Genomic DNA, 15786 nt, shown 5'->3' with positions numbered 1-15786 from the left:
TGTCCGGCCCCTCCCGCCCGGTACGCGGCCGAATACCGGGCCGGGCTGCGACAATCGCGGTATGGACCGCCTGGACAGAGAAATCCTCGGCGTACTGCGGGAGGATGCGCGGATCTCGTACCGCGACCTCGGTACGAAGGTCGGGCTCAGTGCGAACGCCGCCGCCGACCGGGTGCGCCGGATGCGCCGCGACGGCGTGATCCGGGGCTTCACGGTCCTGGTCGACCCGACGGCCGACGCCGGGCCGGGGCTCGTCGTCTTCATCGACGTCACGCTGCGTCTGGACACCACGAACGAGGAGTTCGAGAAGGTCGCCCTGAAGCTGCCGGGCATCACTGAGGTCGTGCACGTCACGGGCGAGCACGACTATCTCGTACGGGCCAGAGCGGCCGACCCGGCGGCGCTGGACGGGCTGCTGCGCCGGCTGAAACGGGACGCGGGGGTGGCGCGCTCGGACACGAGGATCGCCCTGCGGGCCGCCAGGAGCCGCATGCCCTAGGGGCGCGGGGCTGTGACATGTGCGGCTGCGCCGCGCGGGAGGGTCCCCTGGCCGCCGACGTACCCTCACCGCCCCCTACAGAGGCGCCTCCCACATCGTGGTCCCGCCGCCCTCCCCGTCGTCCGTGACGGTGAGGCGCACACCGGGCCGCCCGTCCGGCAGGACGGCGGCCGCGTCGACGACGACCGCGACGGACGAAACACCGGGGCGGCGGTGCGCGGCGGCCAACGCGGTGCGCAGCGCCGACAGCAGCCGCCCGGCGACGGCGTCGCACACCACGGCATCCACCGCCCCCGCGAACCGCACCGACGGGCGGAACCCGAGCAGCGCCCCCGCGCCGTCCGTCTCGCGCAGCACCCGGCCCCGTACGGTCGTCGGCGCGTCGGCGGGCGGCTGCTGGAGGGCGAAGATGGCGGTGCGGACCTCCTGGATCGTGGAGTCCAGCTCGTCCACGGCCCGGGTGAGCAGCTCGTCCGTGTCGTCGCCGGTGGCCTTCGCGGCGCGGCGACGCGTGGACTCCAGCATCATCTCGGTCGCGAACAGCCGCTGGACGACCAGGTCGTGCAGATCGCGGGCGATCCGGTCCCGGTCCTCGTACACCGCGAGCCGCTCCCGGTTGTGCTGCGCGTCCGCGAGGACGAGTGCGAGCGCGGCCTGCGAGGCGAACTGCGCGGCGAGCAGCCGCTCCACCGCCGTGTACGGCTCGGCCCCGCGCCGCCGGGGGAGCGCGAGCGTACCGATGAGCCTGCCGCCGCTCTGCAGCGGCAGCATCATGCTCGGCCCGAACCGGGTCCGTACGTGCGTGGTCATCCGGGGGTCGGTCGCCGAGTCCTCGATGAACACCGCCTCGCCGCCGAGCAGTTGGACCAGCACGGGAGAGCCCGGCGCGATGGTCGTCCCCACGATGTCGCCCGGGTCGTCCGGCGCGGAGGCGGCGACGATCTCCATCCCGCCCTCCTGGGTGGGCTGGAGCACCACCCCGGCGGCCGCGTCCGCGAGCAGCCGGGCCCGCTCGGCGACCGTCATCAGCGCGTCGGCCGCCGTGTCGCCGGTCAGCAGCGAGGTGGTGACGGCGGCGGCGCCCTCGATCCACCGCTCGCGGCGCCGGGCCGTCTCGTAGAGGCGGGCGTTACCGATCGCGATCCCCGCCTGCGAGGCGAGCACCCGCAGCAGCGCCAGATCCCGCTCGGTGAACGGGCCGCCGTGCTTCTCGGTGAGGTAGAGGTTGCCGAACACCTCGGTGTGTACGCGGATGGGGACGCCCAGGAACGAGCGCATCGGCGGGTGGCCGGGCGGCACGCCCGAGGAGCGCGGGTCGGCGGTGAGGTCCTCCAGCCGCAGTGGCCGCGGGTCCTGTATGAGCGCGCCGGGCACCCCGGTGAGCCCGTCCGGGAGCGCCCCGATCCGCTCCCGCTCGGCGTCGGTGAGCCCAGCCGTGAACAGCTCGGTGAGCCGGCCGCGTTCGGGGTCGAAGACGCCGAGCGCCCCGTACCGGGCGCCGGTCAGCTCGGTCGCGGTGTCCACGATGTGCTGGAGGGTGGTGCGCAGTTCGAGCTCGGAGCCGACGCCGAGGACGGCTTCGAGCAGGACGGGCAGCGGCGTCCCGGCCGCCCCGGCGCCGCTGCGGCCGGAGCCCTCGTCCGCGCGCACGGCACCCCTCTCGCTTCCCGCCCCTCGCCTCACTCGGCCAGCGGGTTGAGGACCATCGGCTCGATCTTGCCGTCCAGCATCGCGCCGAGGCCCAGGATGGCGCAGACGTCCGGGCGTTCGGCGATGGCCACCGGCATGCCGGTCGCCTTGCGCAGCATCTGGTCCAGGCCCGGCAGCAGGGCGCTTCCGCCGACCATCATGATCCCCCGGTCCGCGAGGTCCGCGACCAGGTCCGGGGGGCAGTCGCGCAGGACCTTGCCGATGCCGTCGAGGACGGCGGTCAGCGGGGTGTGGATCGCGTCGCGGACGGCCGCGGTGTCGACCCGGACCGAGCGGGCGAGGCCGGTGGCGACGTCCCGGCCGTGGATCTCGGTGGAGGCGGGGCCGTGCGGGGTCAGTCCGTTGCCGCTGAGGGCGAGCTGGAGGGGGCGTACGGACTGGCTCGGCAGCATCAGCTCGTGCTGGTGGCGCAGGTGCTGGATGACGGCGTGGTCGATCGCGTCGCCGCCGACCGGGATCCGCTGGGCGGTGACGATCGCGCCGAGCGAGAGCACTGCGATCTGGGTCGTGGCCGCCCCGCACACCATGATCATGGTGGCGGTCGGCTGCTCCACCGGGAGCCCGCAGCCGACCGCCGCCGCGATCAGGGTGTCCACCAGCTCAACCCGGCGGGCGCCGAGCCCCACCAGTGTCTCCACGGTGGCGCGCTGGGCGAGCGGATCGGCCTCGTGCGGCGTGCAGGCGGCGGCCCGCAGCCGGGGCTTGCGGCGCAGCTGGCGCCGCAGCTTCTCGCCGATCAGATGCCGCAGCATGCGCTGGGCCATCTCGATGTCGACGACCGTGCCGCCGGACACGGGGCGGGCGACGCGGATGTAGTGGGGCGTACGGCCCGTCATCCTCTCGGCGAACGCGCCGACGGCGATCAGTGCGCCCGTCTGGGTGTTGACGGCCGCGACGCTGGGCTCGTCCACGACGAGGCCCAGCCCCTTGACGAATACGCGCGTCCTCGCGGCCCCGAGGTCGACGGCTACATGGCAACGGCGCAATTGCTCCAGGCTGACGGTCACGGCGATCCTCCCGAGTGGCGGGTCCTTGATCGAATCGTCCGGTCCCCGAGCTCGGGGCGCGCGCTGGACTGAGCCGGTCGGGCGTCGGCTGACTGAGTGCCAGTTGCCCCGGGGGCGGGGCCGATCGGGGGACACGGTGTCCCTGCTCGGCGCGGCGTTTTGCGGAACGGGGGGTTTGTCTGCGGGGTGGTTTGGCCCGGGGTTTGTCTGCGGGGCGGTGGGGGCTGGGGGTTTGTCTGCGGGGCGGTGGGGCCCGGGGTTTGTCTGCGGGGCGGTGGGGGCTGGTCGCGCAGTTCCCCGCGCCCCTTATCGGGCCGGTGTTTGGCTGCGGGTTGTGTGGGGTTGCTTCGCAGTTCCCCGCGCCCCTTATCGGCCGGGTGTTTGGCTGCGGGTTGTGTGTGGTTGCTCGCGCAGTTCCCCGCGCCCCTTATTGGGCCGGTGTTCGTCCGCGGGTTGTGTGTGGTTGCTCGCGCAGTTCCCCGCGCCCCTTATCGGCCGGGTGTTTGGCTGCGGGCCGTGCGTGGCTGGTCGCGCCGTTCCCCGCGCCCCTACAGGCCTGGCGGTGGGCGAGTGCGGGTTCGCTCGGGCTGGCCGCGCCCGCGTGGCGGAGCCGCGCGTTCCTGGGAGGTGGGCTCGGGCCCGGGCTTTTAGGGGCGCGGGGAACTGCGCGACCAGCCCCCACCGGCCCGCGGGTGAAGACGGGCCTCGCCTGCCCCGCCCGCGTGAGCGGCCCCCACCGGCCCGCGGGTGATGACGGGCCTCGCCTGCCCTGCCCGCGTGAGCGGCCCCCACCGGCCCGCGGGTGATGACGGGCCTCGCCTGCCCTGCCCGCGTGAGCGGCCCCCCACCGGCCCGCGGGTGAAGACGGGCCTCGCCTGCCCTGCCCGCGTGAGCGGCCCCCCACCGGCCCGCGGGTGAAGACGTGCCTCGCCTGCCCCGCCGCGTGAGCGGCCACGCACGGTCCGCAGGTCAGAGACGGCCCCGCCAGCCCCGCCCGCGTGAGCCGCCGCCCCCTACCCCACCCGCGCGGCCGGCAGTAGTCGCTGGAGCAAGCCCCACGAGAACTCCGCCACGCACTTCTCGCCGCCCGGCACCGTCAGCTCCAGCTGCCAGCGGGTGGGGGCGCTGCCCTCCATCGGGCGGGCCGGGGGGAACGCGCGGGCCGCCTCGTCGACCGTGCAGGACCACGGGTGCAGGTCCGCCGCCGTCTCCAGGGCGGGGCCGGGCACCCCGGGGGCGCGGACCAGCCACTCGTTCCACACCGTCCCGTCCGGCCCGGCCAGCACCTCGAACCGCAGCGTCGGCCACAGCGGCACCGGCCACAGCCGGGCCTCGCACTCCAGGTCGCCGACCTTGCGCGGCGCCACCGTCTCGGGCTCGCCGAGCACCGACCGGTAGCGCGCGGCGGCGCCCCGGGAGCGCGGTGAGCGGGCCATCGCCTGCCAGCGGCGGTTGGCCTCCCGCATCTGGGCCAGGGAAACCCCCAGCTCGCGGCGGGCGTCGTCGACCAGCTCCGGCTGGTGGTCGGCCATCCGCCGCAGCAGGACGAGTTGGAAGTCGAGCGGGCCGAAACGGTGGGGCTGCGCGTCCGTCATGTCCCCATCCTGCCCGGCCCCACTGACAACGCACCGAACGCCCGAGTTCGTGCCCCCGACACGCCCCGGAAGGAAGCCTTCCACACAAGATCCACACATTCCCGGCCCCAATTGTCGACCGCTCCCCGCATAGCCTCCGTTGGCCATGGATTACTGCCACGCCTGCCGACGGCACCTCAACGGCGCACTGGCCTGCGCCGGATGCGGCACCCCCGCGGAGGAACTGCGGCAGCCCGAAATCATTGACCTTGGGGTGTACGAGTCCGCCGTATCCGGTGCGGACCCGGCCCCCGCCGGTCATCGCCGCGCGCGCCGCGAGCCGCCCCGGGCCCGCCCGCGCCGCCGCGCCCGCAAACGGCGCGGCCGCCTCGTGCTGTTCGGCTCGGCGGGCGTGGTCCTCGCGGCCGGCGCGCTGGGGCTGGCGCAGCTCGCCCTGGAGCCGCCGCCGGACGACCGGGGCGCCGCCACCTCCGTACACGAGGAGGAGGAGATCTCGCAGGAGACGACCGCGCCCGCCCCCGACCCGAGCGATGTGGGGGGACCCAAGCGGCCGAGCGCGGTGCCCGCGAGGGACGGTCACGGCAAGGGGCATCCGCGTCCGGGCGGTACGCACGCCGGTCCTGGCGGCAGCGCGACCGGTGCCGGCACTGGCACCGGCACCGGTCCCGGCGACGGCCCCCCGGCCCCGGGTGGCTCGCACCCGGCCACCGGCCCGACCGGCGTCCCGAGCGCCCCGGCCCCCACGCCCACCGACGCGGGCGGCTCGCCCCTGCCGTCGACGTCACCGCAGCCGTCCACGTCGGACGGCCCGCCACCACCGGCGCCGACCCCCACACCGACCCCGACCAAGACGTGCGACCGATTCCTGTGGTGGTGCCTGTAAGCGCACGCCCTCAGGGGCGCGGTCAGCCCCCACCGGCCCGCAGCCGGACCCGGCCAGTCCCCACCGCCCCGCGCAGCCGGGCCCGCTCAGCCCCCACCCACCCGCAACCCGACCCGCTCAGTCCACACCGAGCATCCGCCGGAGCAGATCCCGCAGAACCGTCCGCTCCTGCGCCGACAGCTCTGCGAGCGGCTCGCGCGCGAAGTCGAGCGAGTCGCGCAGCCGGGCCGCCGTGCGCCGCCCCTCCGGCGTCGCCGCGGCCAGCTTCACCCGGCGGTCGGCCGGGTCGGGGCGCCGCTCGACCAGGCCGCGCGCCTCAAGACGGTCGATCATCCCCGTGACGTTCGACGGCTCGCACTTCAGCTTGCGGGCGATCTGGCGCATCGCGACCGGCTCCAGCGAGAGCAGCCCGAGCACCCGCGCCTGGGCGCCGGTGAGGGCGTGCTCGCCCGCCGCCCGCTCGTACTCCTCGTGGTAGCGGGCCACCACCGAGCCGATCAGCTCGACGACTTCGAGGGTGAGGGGATCCATGCGCGTGGCCATGGGAACCAGCCTACCCAGTTACTTGACAATCTCAAATATCGAGGAGCATGGTTGTTTCAGTTCATGAAATAAAACGCAGGAGGACGCACCCGTCATGTCCGTACCGTCCGCACTCCCCGCCACCAGCCGTGAATGGCACCTCGTCGCCCGCCCGCAGGGCTGGCCCGTGCCGGCCGACTTCGCGCTGCGCGAGACCCCGGTCGCCGCGCCCGCCGAGGGCCGGATCCTGGTCCGCAACCTCTTCATGTCCGTCGACCCGTACATGCGCGGCCGTATGAACGACGTGAAGTCGTACGTCCCGCCGTTCCAGCTCGACAAGCCGATGGACGGCGGCGCGGTGGGCGTGGTCGTGGCCTCGGGCGACGAGCGCTTCGCCGTCGGCGACCACGTGCTGCACGGCCTCGGCTGGCGCGAGTACGCCGACGTGGACGCCAAGCACGCCACCAAGGTCGACCCCTCGCTCGCCCCGCTCTCCAGCTACCTGGGCGTGCTCGGGATGCCGGGCCTCACCGCCTACGCGGGCCTGTTCGAGGTCGCCTCCTTCAAGGAGGGCGACACGGTCTTCGTCTCCGGCGCGGCCGGCGCGGTCGGCAGCCAGGTCGGCCAGCTGGCCCGCCTCAAGGGCGCGGCGCGGGTGATCGGCTCGGCCGGTTCCGACGAGAAGGTGAAGTGGCTGGTCGAGGAGCTGGGCTTCGACGCCGCCTTCAACTACAAGAACGGCCCGGTCCGCGACCAGCTGCGCGCGGCCGCCCCGGACGGCATCGACGTCTACTTCGACAACGTCGGCGGCGAGCACCTGGAAGCCGCGATCTCCTCGCTGAAGGTGCACGGCCGCGCCACCATCTGCGGCATGATCGCCGGCTACAACGACACCGAGCCGACGCCCGGCCCGCGCAACATGGCCATGATCATCGGCAAGCGGCTGCGCCTCCAGGGCATCCTCGTCGGCGACCACGCGGCGCTCCAGCCGCAGTTCGTCCAGGAGGTGGCCGGCTGGATCGCCTCCGGCGAGCTGAAGTACGGCGAGACGGTCGTCGCGGGCATCGACAAGGGCGTGGACGCGTTCCTCGGCATGCTCCGGGGCGAGAACACCGGAAAGATGGTCGTCTCGCTGGGCGAGTGACGAGCTGGGGACCCGGCCGAGTAGCGGCCGGACAGTGGGCGAGTGACCTCCGCCACTCCTGAAGACCTTATCGGATGACTTCCGCCATCCGATAAGGTCTTTCCACATCACGGCTGTCCTGGGCGCGAGCGGCCGGGAACGAGCAGGAACCGAGCAGGAGGAGCACCCCCAGCATGTCCATCCAGCAGTCCGACGTTCTGTACACCGCCGTCGCCACCGCCGAGAACGGCCGGGACGGCCGGGTCGCCACCGACGACGGTCAGCTCGCCGTGGTCGTGAACCCGCCGAAGGTGATGGGCGGCAGCGGCGCGGGCACCAACCCGGAGCAGCTGTTCGCGGCCGGTTACAGCGCCTGCTTCCAGGGCGCCCTCGGTGTGGTCGCGCGCCAGGAGAACGCCGACATATCCGGCTCGACGGTCACCGCCGAGGTCGGCATCGGCAAGAACGACGACGGCTTCGGCATCATCGTCAAGATCTCCGCGGCCATCCCGAACGTGGACGCGGCCACCGCGCGCGACCTCGTCGAGAAGGCGCACCAGGTGTGCCCGTACTCGAAGGCCACCCGCGGCAACATCACGGTGGACCTGACGGTCGCCTGACACCCCGTGTCCGTACGCAGGGCCGCACCCGGCATGTCGGGGTGCGGCCCTCCGCCGTGTTCCGGGGAGGGGAACACCCGTACGGGAGGGGCGGTTACCGGCCGATAGAGTTCGGCCATGCGTGATCTCGGGGCGGGCTTCGGTTATCTGGTCAAAGGGCAGCGATGGGTCACCGGCCACGGCCGGCCCCTGGGCATAGGGCTGCTGCCGGGCCTGGTCACCCTGGTCCTGTACGCGGCGGCGCTCACCGGCCTCGCCTACGGCGCGGACGACTTCGTCGGCTGGGCGACACCGTTCGCCGACGGCTGGTCGTCGCCGTGGCTGAGCCTGTTCCGGGGCTTCCTGACGGCGCTGGTCTTCGCGATGGGCCTGTTCCTGGCGGTCATCACCTTCACGGCCGTGACGCTCCTGGTCGGCCAGCCCTTCTACGAGAAGCTGTCCGAGGACGTCGACCGCGCGGAGAGCGGCGGCGAGGCGCCGGAGTCGGGCCTGCCGCTCTGGCGCGAGCTGTGGATCTCCGCCCGTGACTCCGTACGTGTCCTGACGAGGGTCGTTCTGTACGGCGTCCTCCTCTTCGCCCTCGGCTTCCTGCCGGTGGTCGGTCAGACCGTCGTCCCGGCGATCGGCTTCTGCGTCTCCGGCTTCTTTCTCACCGAGGAGCTGACGGCGGTGGCGCTCCAGCGCCGGCGAGTGGAGCTGGCGGACCGCCTCGCCCTGCTGCGCACGCGCCGCCTGCTCGTCCTCGGCTTCGGCGTCCCGCTGACGCTGGCGTTCCTGGTGCCGTTCGTGGCGGTGTTCCTGATGCCGGGGGCGGTGGCGGGGGCGACGCTGATGGTGCGCGACCTGCTGGACGAGACGGTGGAGCCGGAGCGGGACGCGGTCGCTACGGGCGGCCCGACGGGGTGATCTGCCGCGCGGCCGTCCGGAGCTCGCCGAGGAAGGCGGCCACGGCGGGGGAGTCGGCGCGGCCGTGCGGGGTCGCCGCGTAGACCGCCCGGTGCGGCACGTCGTCCGGGTGGACCGGTACGAGCACGATGTCCGCGCGGACCGAGTCGGCGGCCAGCGCCGGCAGCAGGGTCACGCCGAGCCCGGCCGCGACGAAGCCCTGCTTGGCGATCCAGTCCCGTACGACCAGGGTGCTGCGCGGCCGGAACCCGCTCTCCAGGACCGGCCGCATCAGCGTGTCCTCGGGCCGGGTGCTGCCCGCGACCCACTCCTCGTCGGCGAGCTCGGCCAGCCGCAGCCGCTTCCGGTCCGCCAGGGGATGGTCCCGTGGCATGGCCACGAACATCGGCTCGTCGAGCAGGTGCCGCAGCGCGCAGCCGTCGAGGGCGCGCCCGGCGGTGGCGCTGACCACGGCGATGTCCAGCTCCCCGGCGGCGAGCAGCCCGAGGTGTTTGACGGAGGGTCCCTCGGTACGGGCGAGGGTCACCCCGGGGTGGCGGCGCCGGAACGCGGCGAGGGCGCGGGGGAGCAGCGCGGCGTCGGCGGTCGAGAACGCCCCGACGCGCAACAGCCCGCCGTCGAGTGTGCGCAGCGCGGAGAGCTCGGCGCGGGCGGCGGCGAGCCGGTCCCGTACGGCCTCGGCATGCGGCACCAGCACCCGCCCGGCCTCGGTGAGCCGCACTCCCCGGGCCAGCCGGTCGAAGAGCACGCTCCCCAACTCGTCCTCCAGGGCCTGGACTTGGCGTGATACGGCGGACTGGGTGTAGCCGAGGGCCTGGGCGGCGGCGGTGAAGGAGCCGGAGGAGGCGACGCGGAGGAAGACGTCATAGAGGCTGGCATGCGGATTGCTCATGGTGGCCATGCTAGACATTCGCTTGTGGCATGGGTGAGTTGCTTCGTACGGTCTTCTCATGAACAGCGAGAAGGCAAAGACGAAGAAGTCGACCACGGTGGCGTTTCTGGGGCTCGGCAACATGGGGGCGCCGATGGCGCGGCGGCTGCTGGCGGCGGGGTACGGGCTGACGGTCTGGAACCGGACGGCGAGCAAGGCCGAGGCGCTGGTGGCCGAGGGTGCCGTGGCCGCCGCGAGCCCCGCCGACGCGGTGCGCGGCGCCGACGTGGTGATCACGATGCTCGCGGACCCGGCGGCGGCGCTGGCCGTGGCGGACGCGATCGTTCCGGCGCTGCGGGCGGGGACGACGTGGATCGACACCTCGACGGTGGGCCCGGACACGGTCCGGGAGCTGGCGTCCCGTCTCCCCGAGGGGGTCGCGCTGATCGACGCGCCGGTGATGGGGAGCGTGGACCGCGCGGCGACGGGCGAACTCCTCATCCTGGCGGGCGGCGAGACGGCCCCGGTGGCCGGTCTCCTCGCCGAGCTGGGCTCGGTGACGCGGTGCGGTGAGGTGGGTACCGGGGCGGCGCTCAAGCTCGTCCTGATCAGCGGGGTGATCGGCGGGGTGGCCCTGGTCGCCGAGTCCCTCCGCCTGGCCACGGCCCTGGGCCTGCCGCCCGAACTGACCCGGTCCGCGCTGGCGGCGAGCCCGTTGGGCGGGCTGGTGGGGCGGGCGTTCGCGACGGACGCGTACTTCCCTGTGGCGCTGGCGGCGAAGGACGTGTCGCTGGCGACGGGAGTGGTGGGGTTGCCGGTGCTGGAGGCGGTGCGGGGGGTGTTGGTGGAGAGGGGCGACCTGGCGGGGGAGGATCTGTCGGCGCTGCGGGACTGACGGCGTTCGCCGTGGCGCGCTCCGCGACGGACGGACAGCGATCAAGGCGAATAAATCTGTGAATCCGTGAATCTTCGCGTGCGCGGCAACCTTTCGGCCTCCGCGGACCACCGGGTGTTGTCCGGCCAGGTGGTCCGGTCAGACACAACGGCTGAAAGAGAGCACAGACATGCCCTTCCCCCACCCACGTCGTCGGCGGCGTACCGAGCCGGCGGCCGCCGGGCCGCGCGGCCACGCCCGCGGTAGTCACCGGTCGTCCCGCTCAGCCGACGCGGGGAAACGAAGAGTGATGCACCGTGCCCGTCGGTTGTTCGCGCGTCGGAGTGTCTGGGCGGCCATCGTCATGGCCGTCCTGGCCGGCTCCGCCCCGAAAACTTCTCGGCTGATGCCGCGCAGCGGCATACAAGGGGCGCGGGGAACGGCGCGACCAGCCACACACAACCCGCAGACAAAGGCAGGTCCGGGGCGAAGCCCCGAGCGGGGTGCAGGGGCCGCAGGCCCCGCGAGGGGGTGCAGGGGTGCAGCCCCGCCCAGGGGTGCAGGGGGGAGCCCCCGCCCGGGGGTCCGGGGCGTAGCCCCCGGGAAACCCTCCTCAACCCACCCCCACCCCCGGAGGGTTTAGGGAACGGGCGGGGTGGGGGCATCCACCGCCGTCGTCACGATCGCCCGCACCTGCCCCACGATCTCCCCCCGGTTCCGCAAGAACTCCGGATCCGTGATCGCCCCCGTCGAAGGATCCGCGTTGGACTCCCCGAACTCCAGCACAGGCGTGTGCACATGACCCCCAGGGACCGTCAGCCCCAACCGGTCCCGCAACAGCGTCGCCCGGTAGGCGATCTCGTTGGAGAGGTAGTCACCCCCACCACCGGCCCGCGCCGCGGACCCCGGCGTAGGCCCGTCCTCCCGCCCCACCGGCCCGGCCCCACCCGCCGGAATCTCCGTCACCGACGTGTGGTCGTACACCGGGAACGGCCCCGTCCGGGCCGCCACGATCGCCCGGTACGGCAGCGTCGTCGTCGTCCACTGCGGCTGGCTCGCCGGGTCGGACACCGGCACCTGCCCCGTCCGCGACAGGTCCTCGTTGTCCGGGAAGCCGCCCCGCCACGCCCCGTTGAAGCGCTCGATGTCGATCCGGCCCACCCGCCCCTGGCTGACCGTGGTGAACAGGTCGACCTGGGGCAGCACCGGCCGCAGCGTCCGCTCCACCGTGCCCGCCGCGAAGTCGTCCCAGCGGACCGGGAACACGGTCGTCTCGATCCGGGCGAGCCCGGCCGCCGTACGGACCCACGTGCCGTCCAGCGCCAGCGCCGTCGCCCCGGACGGATTGCTGATCCGGATGTCCTGGTCGAGGGTGAAGGGGTCGAACCCGGTGAGCAGGATCTTCTTGTAGCCCGTGCCCGAGCCGTACGCGATCGAGTCCTGGCCCCGCGAACCCCGCTCCAGGCGGTCGAGCAGCGCCGCCCGCCGCTCGGCCGAAAGCCCGAACTCCGGCTCCCAACCCCGCAGTTCCCGCGTCATCCCCAGCCGCGCCCAGTACAGCGGCCGGTCGTCGTCGCGGCTCAGGTCGCCGCCCGTCGGGCCGCGCCCCTGCGCCCGGTCCACCGCCCGCCGCCACAGCCCCGCGCTCTCGCGGGCGACCAGGCGCTCGGCCTGCCGGTAGGACCGTACGCCGCTCAGCTCGCGCGCGAACTCCGGGGCCACACCGTCGAACCCGGAGCGCCGCAGTATCTCCTGCGGTACGGGCAGGTCCAGGCGCTGCTCCTCCACGGTCGGCGGCGCCCCCGTCGCGGCCGGGGCCTGCGCCTGCGCCGGGACCGGCGCGAGTACGGCGCCGACCGTCATCGAAGCCACCAGCAGGGCGAGCCGCGCCACCCGCACACGCCGTACACCCCGTACACGCCGTCCACGTACCACTGGGCATCCTTCCGTCGAGGCCTGGGCGGCCAGTATCGAGAAGGAACTCCCCTGTGAACAGGGGGACTCCGGGCGACGCGAGGGATTCGGCCGTCACGCCGGCCGTCACGCCGGCCGTCACGCCGGCCGTCACGCCGGCGGCCGCGCCGCCGTCACATTGCGGTACGCGATCTCCGCCAGCCGCCCCTGGCCGTCCTTGCTGGGGTGGAACCAGTCCCAGTGGCTGAGCTGCTCATCGGTGAAGCGGTAGTCGAAGACCGCGCCGCCGTCGTAACGGCAGTAACGGTCCTTCGCGCACACGTCCTTCAGCGCCTTGTTGTACGCCACCACCCGCTCGTACACCGCGTCGCGCCGCTCGGCCGCCGCCGCCCCCAGGTCGTCCGCGTCGCTCAGCATGGAGCGGCAGATGCCCAGCTTCCAGATCTGCTTGCCGAGCGCGTTCCCCCGCCCCTCGGACCACAGGCGCTTGAGGTCCGGCACGCTCGACACGTACACCTGCGTCTTGGGCAGGGTGGTGCGCAGCTGGCGCAGGGACGTCTCGAAGCCCGTCCGGAAGTCGGCTGTCGACGTCATGCCGTCGACCGAGTCCCGGCAGGCGTCGTTGCCGCCGACCATCACCGTGACCAGCTCGGGGCGGTGGGCCGCCGCCCGGGTCAGCTGGGAGGGTATGTCGGACATCCGGGCCCCGGTCTTCGCGTAGTTCCAGCTGCGGGCGGCCGCGGAGCCGGCGCCGAGCAGCCGGGTCGCCAGCGACCGGACGCCCGCGTCGCTGCCGGTCGCCCAGGAGGCCTCGGGGCAGTCGGAGAGGACCATGCAGGCGTCGAAGCCCCGGGTGATGGAGTCGCCCACGGCGGCGATCGACGCCGGGCGCGGGTTCCAGTGCGGGGCGGGCGTCGGTGACGGCTTCGCGGCGGACCCGGCGCGGTGCTCCGCGGGCGCTCCCGAGCCGGTGCACCCCGCCGTGACGGCGAGCGCCACCGCCGAGAGGGCGGCGGCGGCCGCGGTGCGGCGGCGCGCGGGGCGGCCACGGCGTGTCGGCGGCGTCCCCTGGTCCGTCCCGTGGTCCATCCCCTGGTCCCCTCCCTCGGGTGCCCCTGGCGTCCTGGCGGGTGAAAGCTTCGTGTTTCCCGGGCCCAGGACCGACCGTACGACACCTTTCTGTCTGCTCCGCGCGGTAGCTTTGGCCCGTCCAGCCAGAGGAACCACGCCAGACGGCTCCGGTAAATTACATCACGTCACATACTGTCCCCATTCAGGAGATTAACTCCCGATGCTGTTTACTGTTGAACCCCGGGGCAGAATGTCAGGTGCTGTCCTGACCGGGACCGGTAGGGGCGCGAGGCCGCTGGGGAAGGCGAACCTCGAACCGCACTGGAGGTCCCGGTGACGACACGTGGAGTTCTGTACATCCACTCCGCCCCCCGCGCGCTGTGCCCGCACGTCGAGTGGGCGGTGGCGGGGGTGCTCGGTGTGCGCGTCCAGCTCGACTGGATCCGCCAGCCCGCCTCGCCCGGCACCTGGAGAGCCGAGTTCTCCTGGCAGGGCGAACCCGGCACCGCGTCCAAACTCGCGTCCGCCCTGCGCGGATGGCAGATGCTGCGGTTCGAGGTCACGGCGGAGCCGTGCGCCAAGGCCGAGGGCGAGCGCTACAGCGCCACGCCCGACCTGGGGATCTTCCACGCGGTCACCGGCATCCACGGCGACATCCTGATCCCCGAGGACCGGCTGCGGGCCGCGCTCGCCCGCTCGGTGCGCGGCGAGACCGACCTGGAGGCCGAGATCGCCCGCCTCCTCGGCAAGCCCTGGGACGACGAACTGGAGCCGTTCCGGTACGCGGGCGAGGGCGCGCCCGTGAGGTGGCTGCACCAAGTCGTATGACACGGACACGTACCGCGGTCCGACGCGTAACGGAAAGATGCGTAACGGAAAGGGCCCCCACCGCTCGGTGGGGGCCCTTCCGGTTACGTATGCGCGTCTCAGACGGAGCGGAACGCCAGCACGACGTTGTGGCCGCCGAAGCCGAACGAGTTGTTGATCGCGGCGATCGACCCGGCCGGGAGCTCGCGCGGCTCGCCGCGGACGATGTCGGCCTCGACCTCGTCGTCGAGCTCGTCGACGTTGATGGTCGGGGGCGCGATCCGGTGGTGCAGCGCCAGGACCGTCGCGACGGTCTCGATGCCGCCGGCGCCGCCGAGCAGATGCCCGGTCATGGACTTGGTCGCGGAGACCGCGATGTGGTCCATGTCGTCGCCGAGGACCTTGCGCAGCGCCTTGATCTCGGCGACGTCGCCCTGCGGGGTGGACGTCGCGTGCGCGTTGAGGTGGACGACCTCGGACGGCTTGAGGTCCGTGGAGTCCAGCAGGTTCTGCAGGGCCGCCGCGACACCCCGGCCGGTCGGCTCGGGCTGCGCGATGTGGTGGCTGTCGGCCGACAGGCCCTGGCCGAGCACCTCGCAGTAGACCCGGGCGCCGCGCGCGGCGGCGTGCTCGGCCGACTCCAGGACGACGACACCGGCGCCCTCGCCGAGGACGAAGCCGTCACGGGCCTTGTCGTACGGGCGCGAGGCCTGCTCGGGGTGGTCGTTGTTCTTGGACATCGCCATCATGTTGGCGAACGCCGCCACGGGCAGCGGGTGGATGGCCGCCTCGGTGCCGCCGGCGACCACGACGTCGGCGCGGCCGGTGCGGATCATCTCCACGGCGTAGCCGATCGCCTCGGCGCCCGACGCGCAGGCGGAGACGGGGGTGTGGACGCCCGCGCGGGCGTTCACCTCGAGGCCGACGTTGGCCGAGGGGGAGTTCGGCATCAGCATCGGGACGGTGTGCGGGGAGACGCGGCGTACGCCCTTCTCCTTGAGCACGTCGTACTGGTCGAGCAGGGTGGTCACACCACCGATGCCGGAGGCGATGACCGTACCGAGGCGCTCGGGGGCGATCGGCTGGTCGTCACCGGCGGGGGCGGTGTAGCCCGCGTCGGCCCAGGCCTCCTTGGCCGCGATCAGCGCGAACTGCGCCGAGCGGTCCAGCTTGCGGGCGAGCGGGCGGGGCAGTACCTCGCCCGGGTCGACGGCGGCGGTGGCGGCGATGCGGACCGGGAGGTCGGCGAAGCGCTCGCCCTCCAGGGGCCGGACGCCGGAACGGCCCGCCAGCAGACCTTCCCAGGTCGAGGCGGAGTCGCCACCCAGCGGTGTGGTTGCGCCGATACCGGTGACGACCACGGTGCGATTGGTCGAGCTCACAG

The 15786-nt window shown here is 73.5% G+C and carries 15 protein-coding genes; 7 read left to right on the top strand and 8 right to left on the bottom strand.

Annotated features, from left to right (window positions below; genetic code table 11):
• The first annotated feature begins 61 nt into the window (after nt 1-61).
• Nucleotides 62-499: an Lrp/AsnC family transcriptional regulator gene (locus AB0G17_RS09125; RefSeq protein ID WP_361377889.1), complete on the top strand. Its 438-nt coding sequence runs from the start codon at nt 62-64 to the stop codon at nt 497-499.
• A gap of 75 nt (nt 500-574) precedes the next feature.
• Here AB0G17_RS09125 and AB0G17_RS09120 read toward each other — a convergent pair whose 3' ends face one another.
• The 3 genes from AB0G17_RS09120 to AB0G17_RS09110 all read right to left on the bottom strand — a co-directional run bounded on the left by AB0G17_RS09120 (nt 575) and on the right by AB0G17_RS09110 (nt 4811).
• Nucleotides 575-2149, bottom strand: coding sequence for a GAF domain-containing protein (locus AB0G17_RS09120; RefSeq protein WP_361377886.1), 1575 nt, complete (start codon nt 2147-2149; stop codon nt 575-577).
• Nucleotides 2150-2178: 29 nt separating this feature from the next.
• On the bottom strand, nt 2179-3216 hold the full coding sequence (locus tag AB0G17_RS09115) for a rod shape-determining protein (protein WP_361377883.1): 1038 nt from the start codon (nt 3214-3216) through the stop codon (nt 2179-2181).
• A 1013-nt stretch (nt 3217-4229) separates the two neighbouring features.
• On the bottom strand, nt 4230-4811 hold the full coding sequence (locus AB0G17_RS09110; protein WP_361377880.1) for a hypothetical protein: 582 nt from the start codon (nt 4809-4811) through the stop codon (nt 4230-4232).
• A 145-nt stretch (nt 4812-4956) separates the two neighbouring features.
• On the opposite strand from AB0G17_RS09110, the gene AB0G17_RS09105 reads away from it, so the two are divergent.
• On the top strand, nt 4957-5694 hold the full coding sequence (locus AB0G17_RS09105; protein ID WP_361377877.1) for a hypothetical protein: 738 nt from the start codon (nt 4957-4959) through the stop codon (nt 5692-5694).
• A 117-nt stretch (nt 5695-5811) separates the two neighbouring features.
• Here AB0G17_RS09105 and AB0G17_RS09100 read toward each other — a convergent pair whose 3' ends face one another.
• Complete coding sequence (locus AB0G17_RS09100) at nt 5812-6237, bottom strand: MarR family transcriptional regulator (RefSeq protein ID WP_361377874.1); 426 nt, start codon at nt 6235-6237, stop codon at nt 5812-5814.
• 94 nt (nt 6238-6331) lie between these two features.
• On the opposite strand from AB0G17_RS09100, the gene AB0G17_RS09095 reads away from it, so the two are divergent.
• The 3 genes from AB0G17_RS09095 to AB0G17_RS09085 all read left to right on the top strand — a co-directional run bounded on the left by AB0G17_RS09095 (nt 6332) and on the right by AB0G17_RS09085 (nt 8865).
• The gene (locus AB0G17_RS09095) at nt 6332-7360 is read left to right on the top strand and encodes an NADP-dependent oxidoreductase (RefSeq protein WP_361377870.1); all 1029 of its coding nucleotides are present in this window, start codon (nt 6332-6334) and stop codon (nt 7358-7360) included.
• 173 nt (nt 7361-7533) lie between these two features.
• Entirely contained in the window at nt 7534-7959 is a 426-nt protein-coding gene (locus tag AB0G17_RS09090) for an organic hydroperoxide resistance protein (protein ID WP_361377867.1), read from the top strand.
• 117 nt (nt 7960-8076) lie between these two features.
• Nucleotides 8077-8865: an EI24 domain-containing protein gene (locus AB0G17_RS09085; RefSeq protein ID WP_361377864.1), complete on the top strand. Its 789-nt coding sequence runs from the start codon at nt 8077-8079 to the stop codon at nt 8863-8865.
• On the opposite strand, the gene AB0G17_RS09080 is transcribed toward AB0G17_RS09085, so the two are convergent.
• Entirely contained in the window at nt 8843-9757 is a 915-nt protein-coding gene (locus AB0G17_RS09080) for a LysR family transcriptional regulator (RefSeq protein WP_361377861.1), read from the bottom strand. The genes AB0G17_RS09085 and AB0G17_RS09080 overlap by 23 nt on opposite strands.
• A 58-nt stretch (nt 9758-9815) precedes the next feature.
• On the opposite strand from AB0G17_RS09080, the gene AB0G17_RS09075 reads away from it, so the two are divergent.
• On the top strand, nt 9816-10631 hold the full coding sequence (locus tag AB0G17_RS09075) for an NAD(P)-dependent oxidoreductase (protein WP_361377858.1): 816 nt from the start codon (nt 9816-9818) through the stop codon (nt 10629-10631).
• 618 nt (nt 10632-11249) lie between these two features.
• Here the strand turns inward: AB0G17_RS09075 and AB0G17_RS09070 are convergent.
• Nucleotides 11250-12473, bottom strand: coding sequence for a pyroglutamyl peptidase (locus AB0G17_RS09070; RefSeq protein ID WP_361378082.1), 1224 nt, complete (start codon nt 12471-12473; stop codon nt 11250-11252).
• Nucleotides 12474-12674: 201 nt separating this feature from the next.
• Nucleotides 12675-13613: an SGNH/GDSL hydrolase family protein gene (locus AB0G17_RS09065; protein WP_361377855.1), complete on the bottom strand. Its 939-nt coding sequence runs from the start codon at nt 13611-13613 to the stop codon at nt 12675-12677.
• A gap of 315 nt (nt 13614-13928) precedes the next feature.
• On the opposite strand from AB0G17_RS09065, the gene AB0G17_RS09060 reads away from it, so the two are divergent.
• Nucleotides 13929-14423 (top strand): DUF3145 domain-containing protein, encoded by a 495-nt coding sequence (locus tag AB0G17_RS09060; RefSeq protein ID WP_101388175.1) that lies wholly within the window; start codon nt 13929-13931, stop codon nt 14421-14423.
• 98 nt (nt 14424-14521) lie between these two features.
• Here AB0G17_RS09060 and fabF read toward each other — a convergent pair whose 3' ends face one another.
• Nucleotides 14522-15784, bottom strand: coding sequence for a beta-ketoacyl-ACP synthase II (fabF, locus tag AB0G17_RS09055; protein ID WP_361377852.1), 1263 nt, complete (start codon nt 15782-15784; stop codon nt 14522-14524).
• Between the last annotated feature and the right edge of the window lie 2 nt (nt 15785-15786).

Source organism: Streptomyces sp. NPDC023838, assembly GCF_040639555.1.
Classification (GTDB): domain Bacteria; phylum Actinomycetota; class Actinomycetes; order Streptomycetales; family Streptomycetaceae; genus Streptomyces.
This window is presented reverse-complemented; position numbering and strand designations above follow the sequence as displayed.

What these genes read in the sequence shown, in the direction of transcription:
- AB0G17_RS09090 (WP_361377867.1), top strand. Translation starts at nt 7,534, where the DNA reads ATGTCCATCCAGCAGTCCGACGTTCTGTACACCGCCGTCGCCACCGCC.
- AB0G17_RS09125 (WP_361377889.1), top strand. Translation starts at nt 62, where the DNA reads ATGGACCGCCTGGACAGAGAAATCCTCGGCGTACTGCGGGAGGATGCG.
- AB0G17_RS09105 (WP_361377877.1), top strand. Translation starts at nt 4,957, where the DNA reads ATGGATTACTGCCACGCCTGCCGACGGCACCTCAACGGCGCACTGGCC.
- AB0G17_RS09075 (WP_361377858.1), top strand. Translation starts at nt 9,816, where the DNA reads ATGAACAGCGAGAAGGCAAAGACGAAGAAGTCGACCACGGTGGCGTTT.
- AB0G17_RS09065 (WP_361377855.1), bottom strand. Translation starts at nt 13,613, where the DNA reads ATGGACCACGGGACGGACCAGGGGACGCCGCCGACACGCCGTGGCCGC.
- AB0G17_RS09095 (WP_361377870.1), top strand. Translation starts at nt 6,332, where the DNA reads ATGTCCGTACCGTCCGCACTCCCCGCCACCAGCCGTGAATGGCACCTC.
- AB0G17_RS09080 (WP_361377861.1), bottom strand. Translation starts at nt 9,757, where the DNA reads ATGAGCAATCCGCATGCCAGCCTCTATGACGTCTTCCTCCGCGTCGCC.
- AB0G17_RS09110 (WP_361377880.1), bottom strand. Translation starts at nt 4,811, where the DNA reads ATGACGGACGCGCAGCCCCACCGTTTCGGCCCGCTCGACTTCCAACTC.
- AB0G17_RS09070 (WP_361378082.1), bottom strand. Translation starts at nt 12,473, where the DNA reads ATGACGGTCGGCGCCGTACTCGCGCCGGTCCCGGCGCAGGCGCAGGCC.
- AB0G17_RS09085 (WP_361377864.1), top strand. Translation starts at nt 8,077, where the DNA reads ATGCGTGATCTCGGGGCGGGCTTCGGTTATCTGGTCAAAGGGCAGCGA.
- AB0G17_RS09100 (WP_361377874.1), bottom strand. Translation starts at nt 6,237, where the DNA reads ATGGCCACGCGCATGGATCCCCTCACCCTCGAAGTCGTCGAGCTGATC.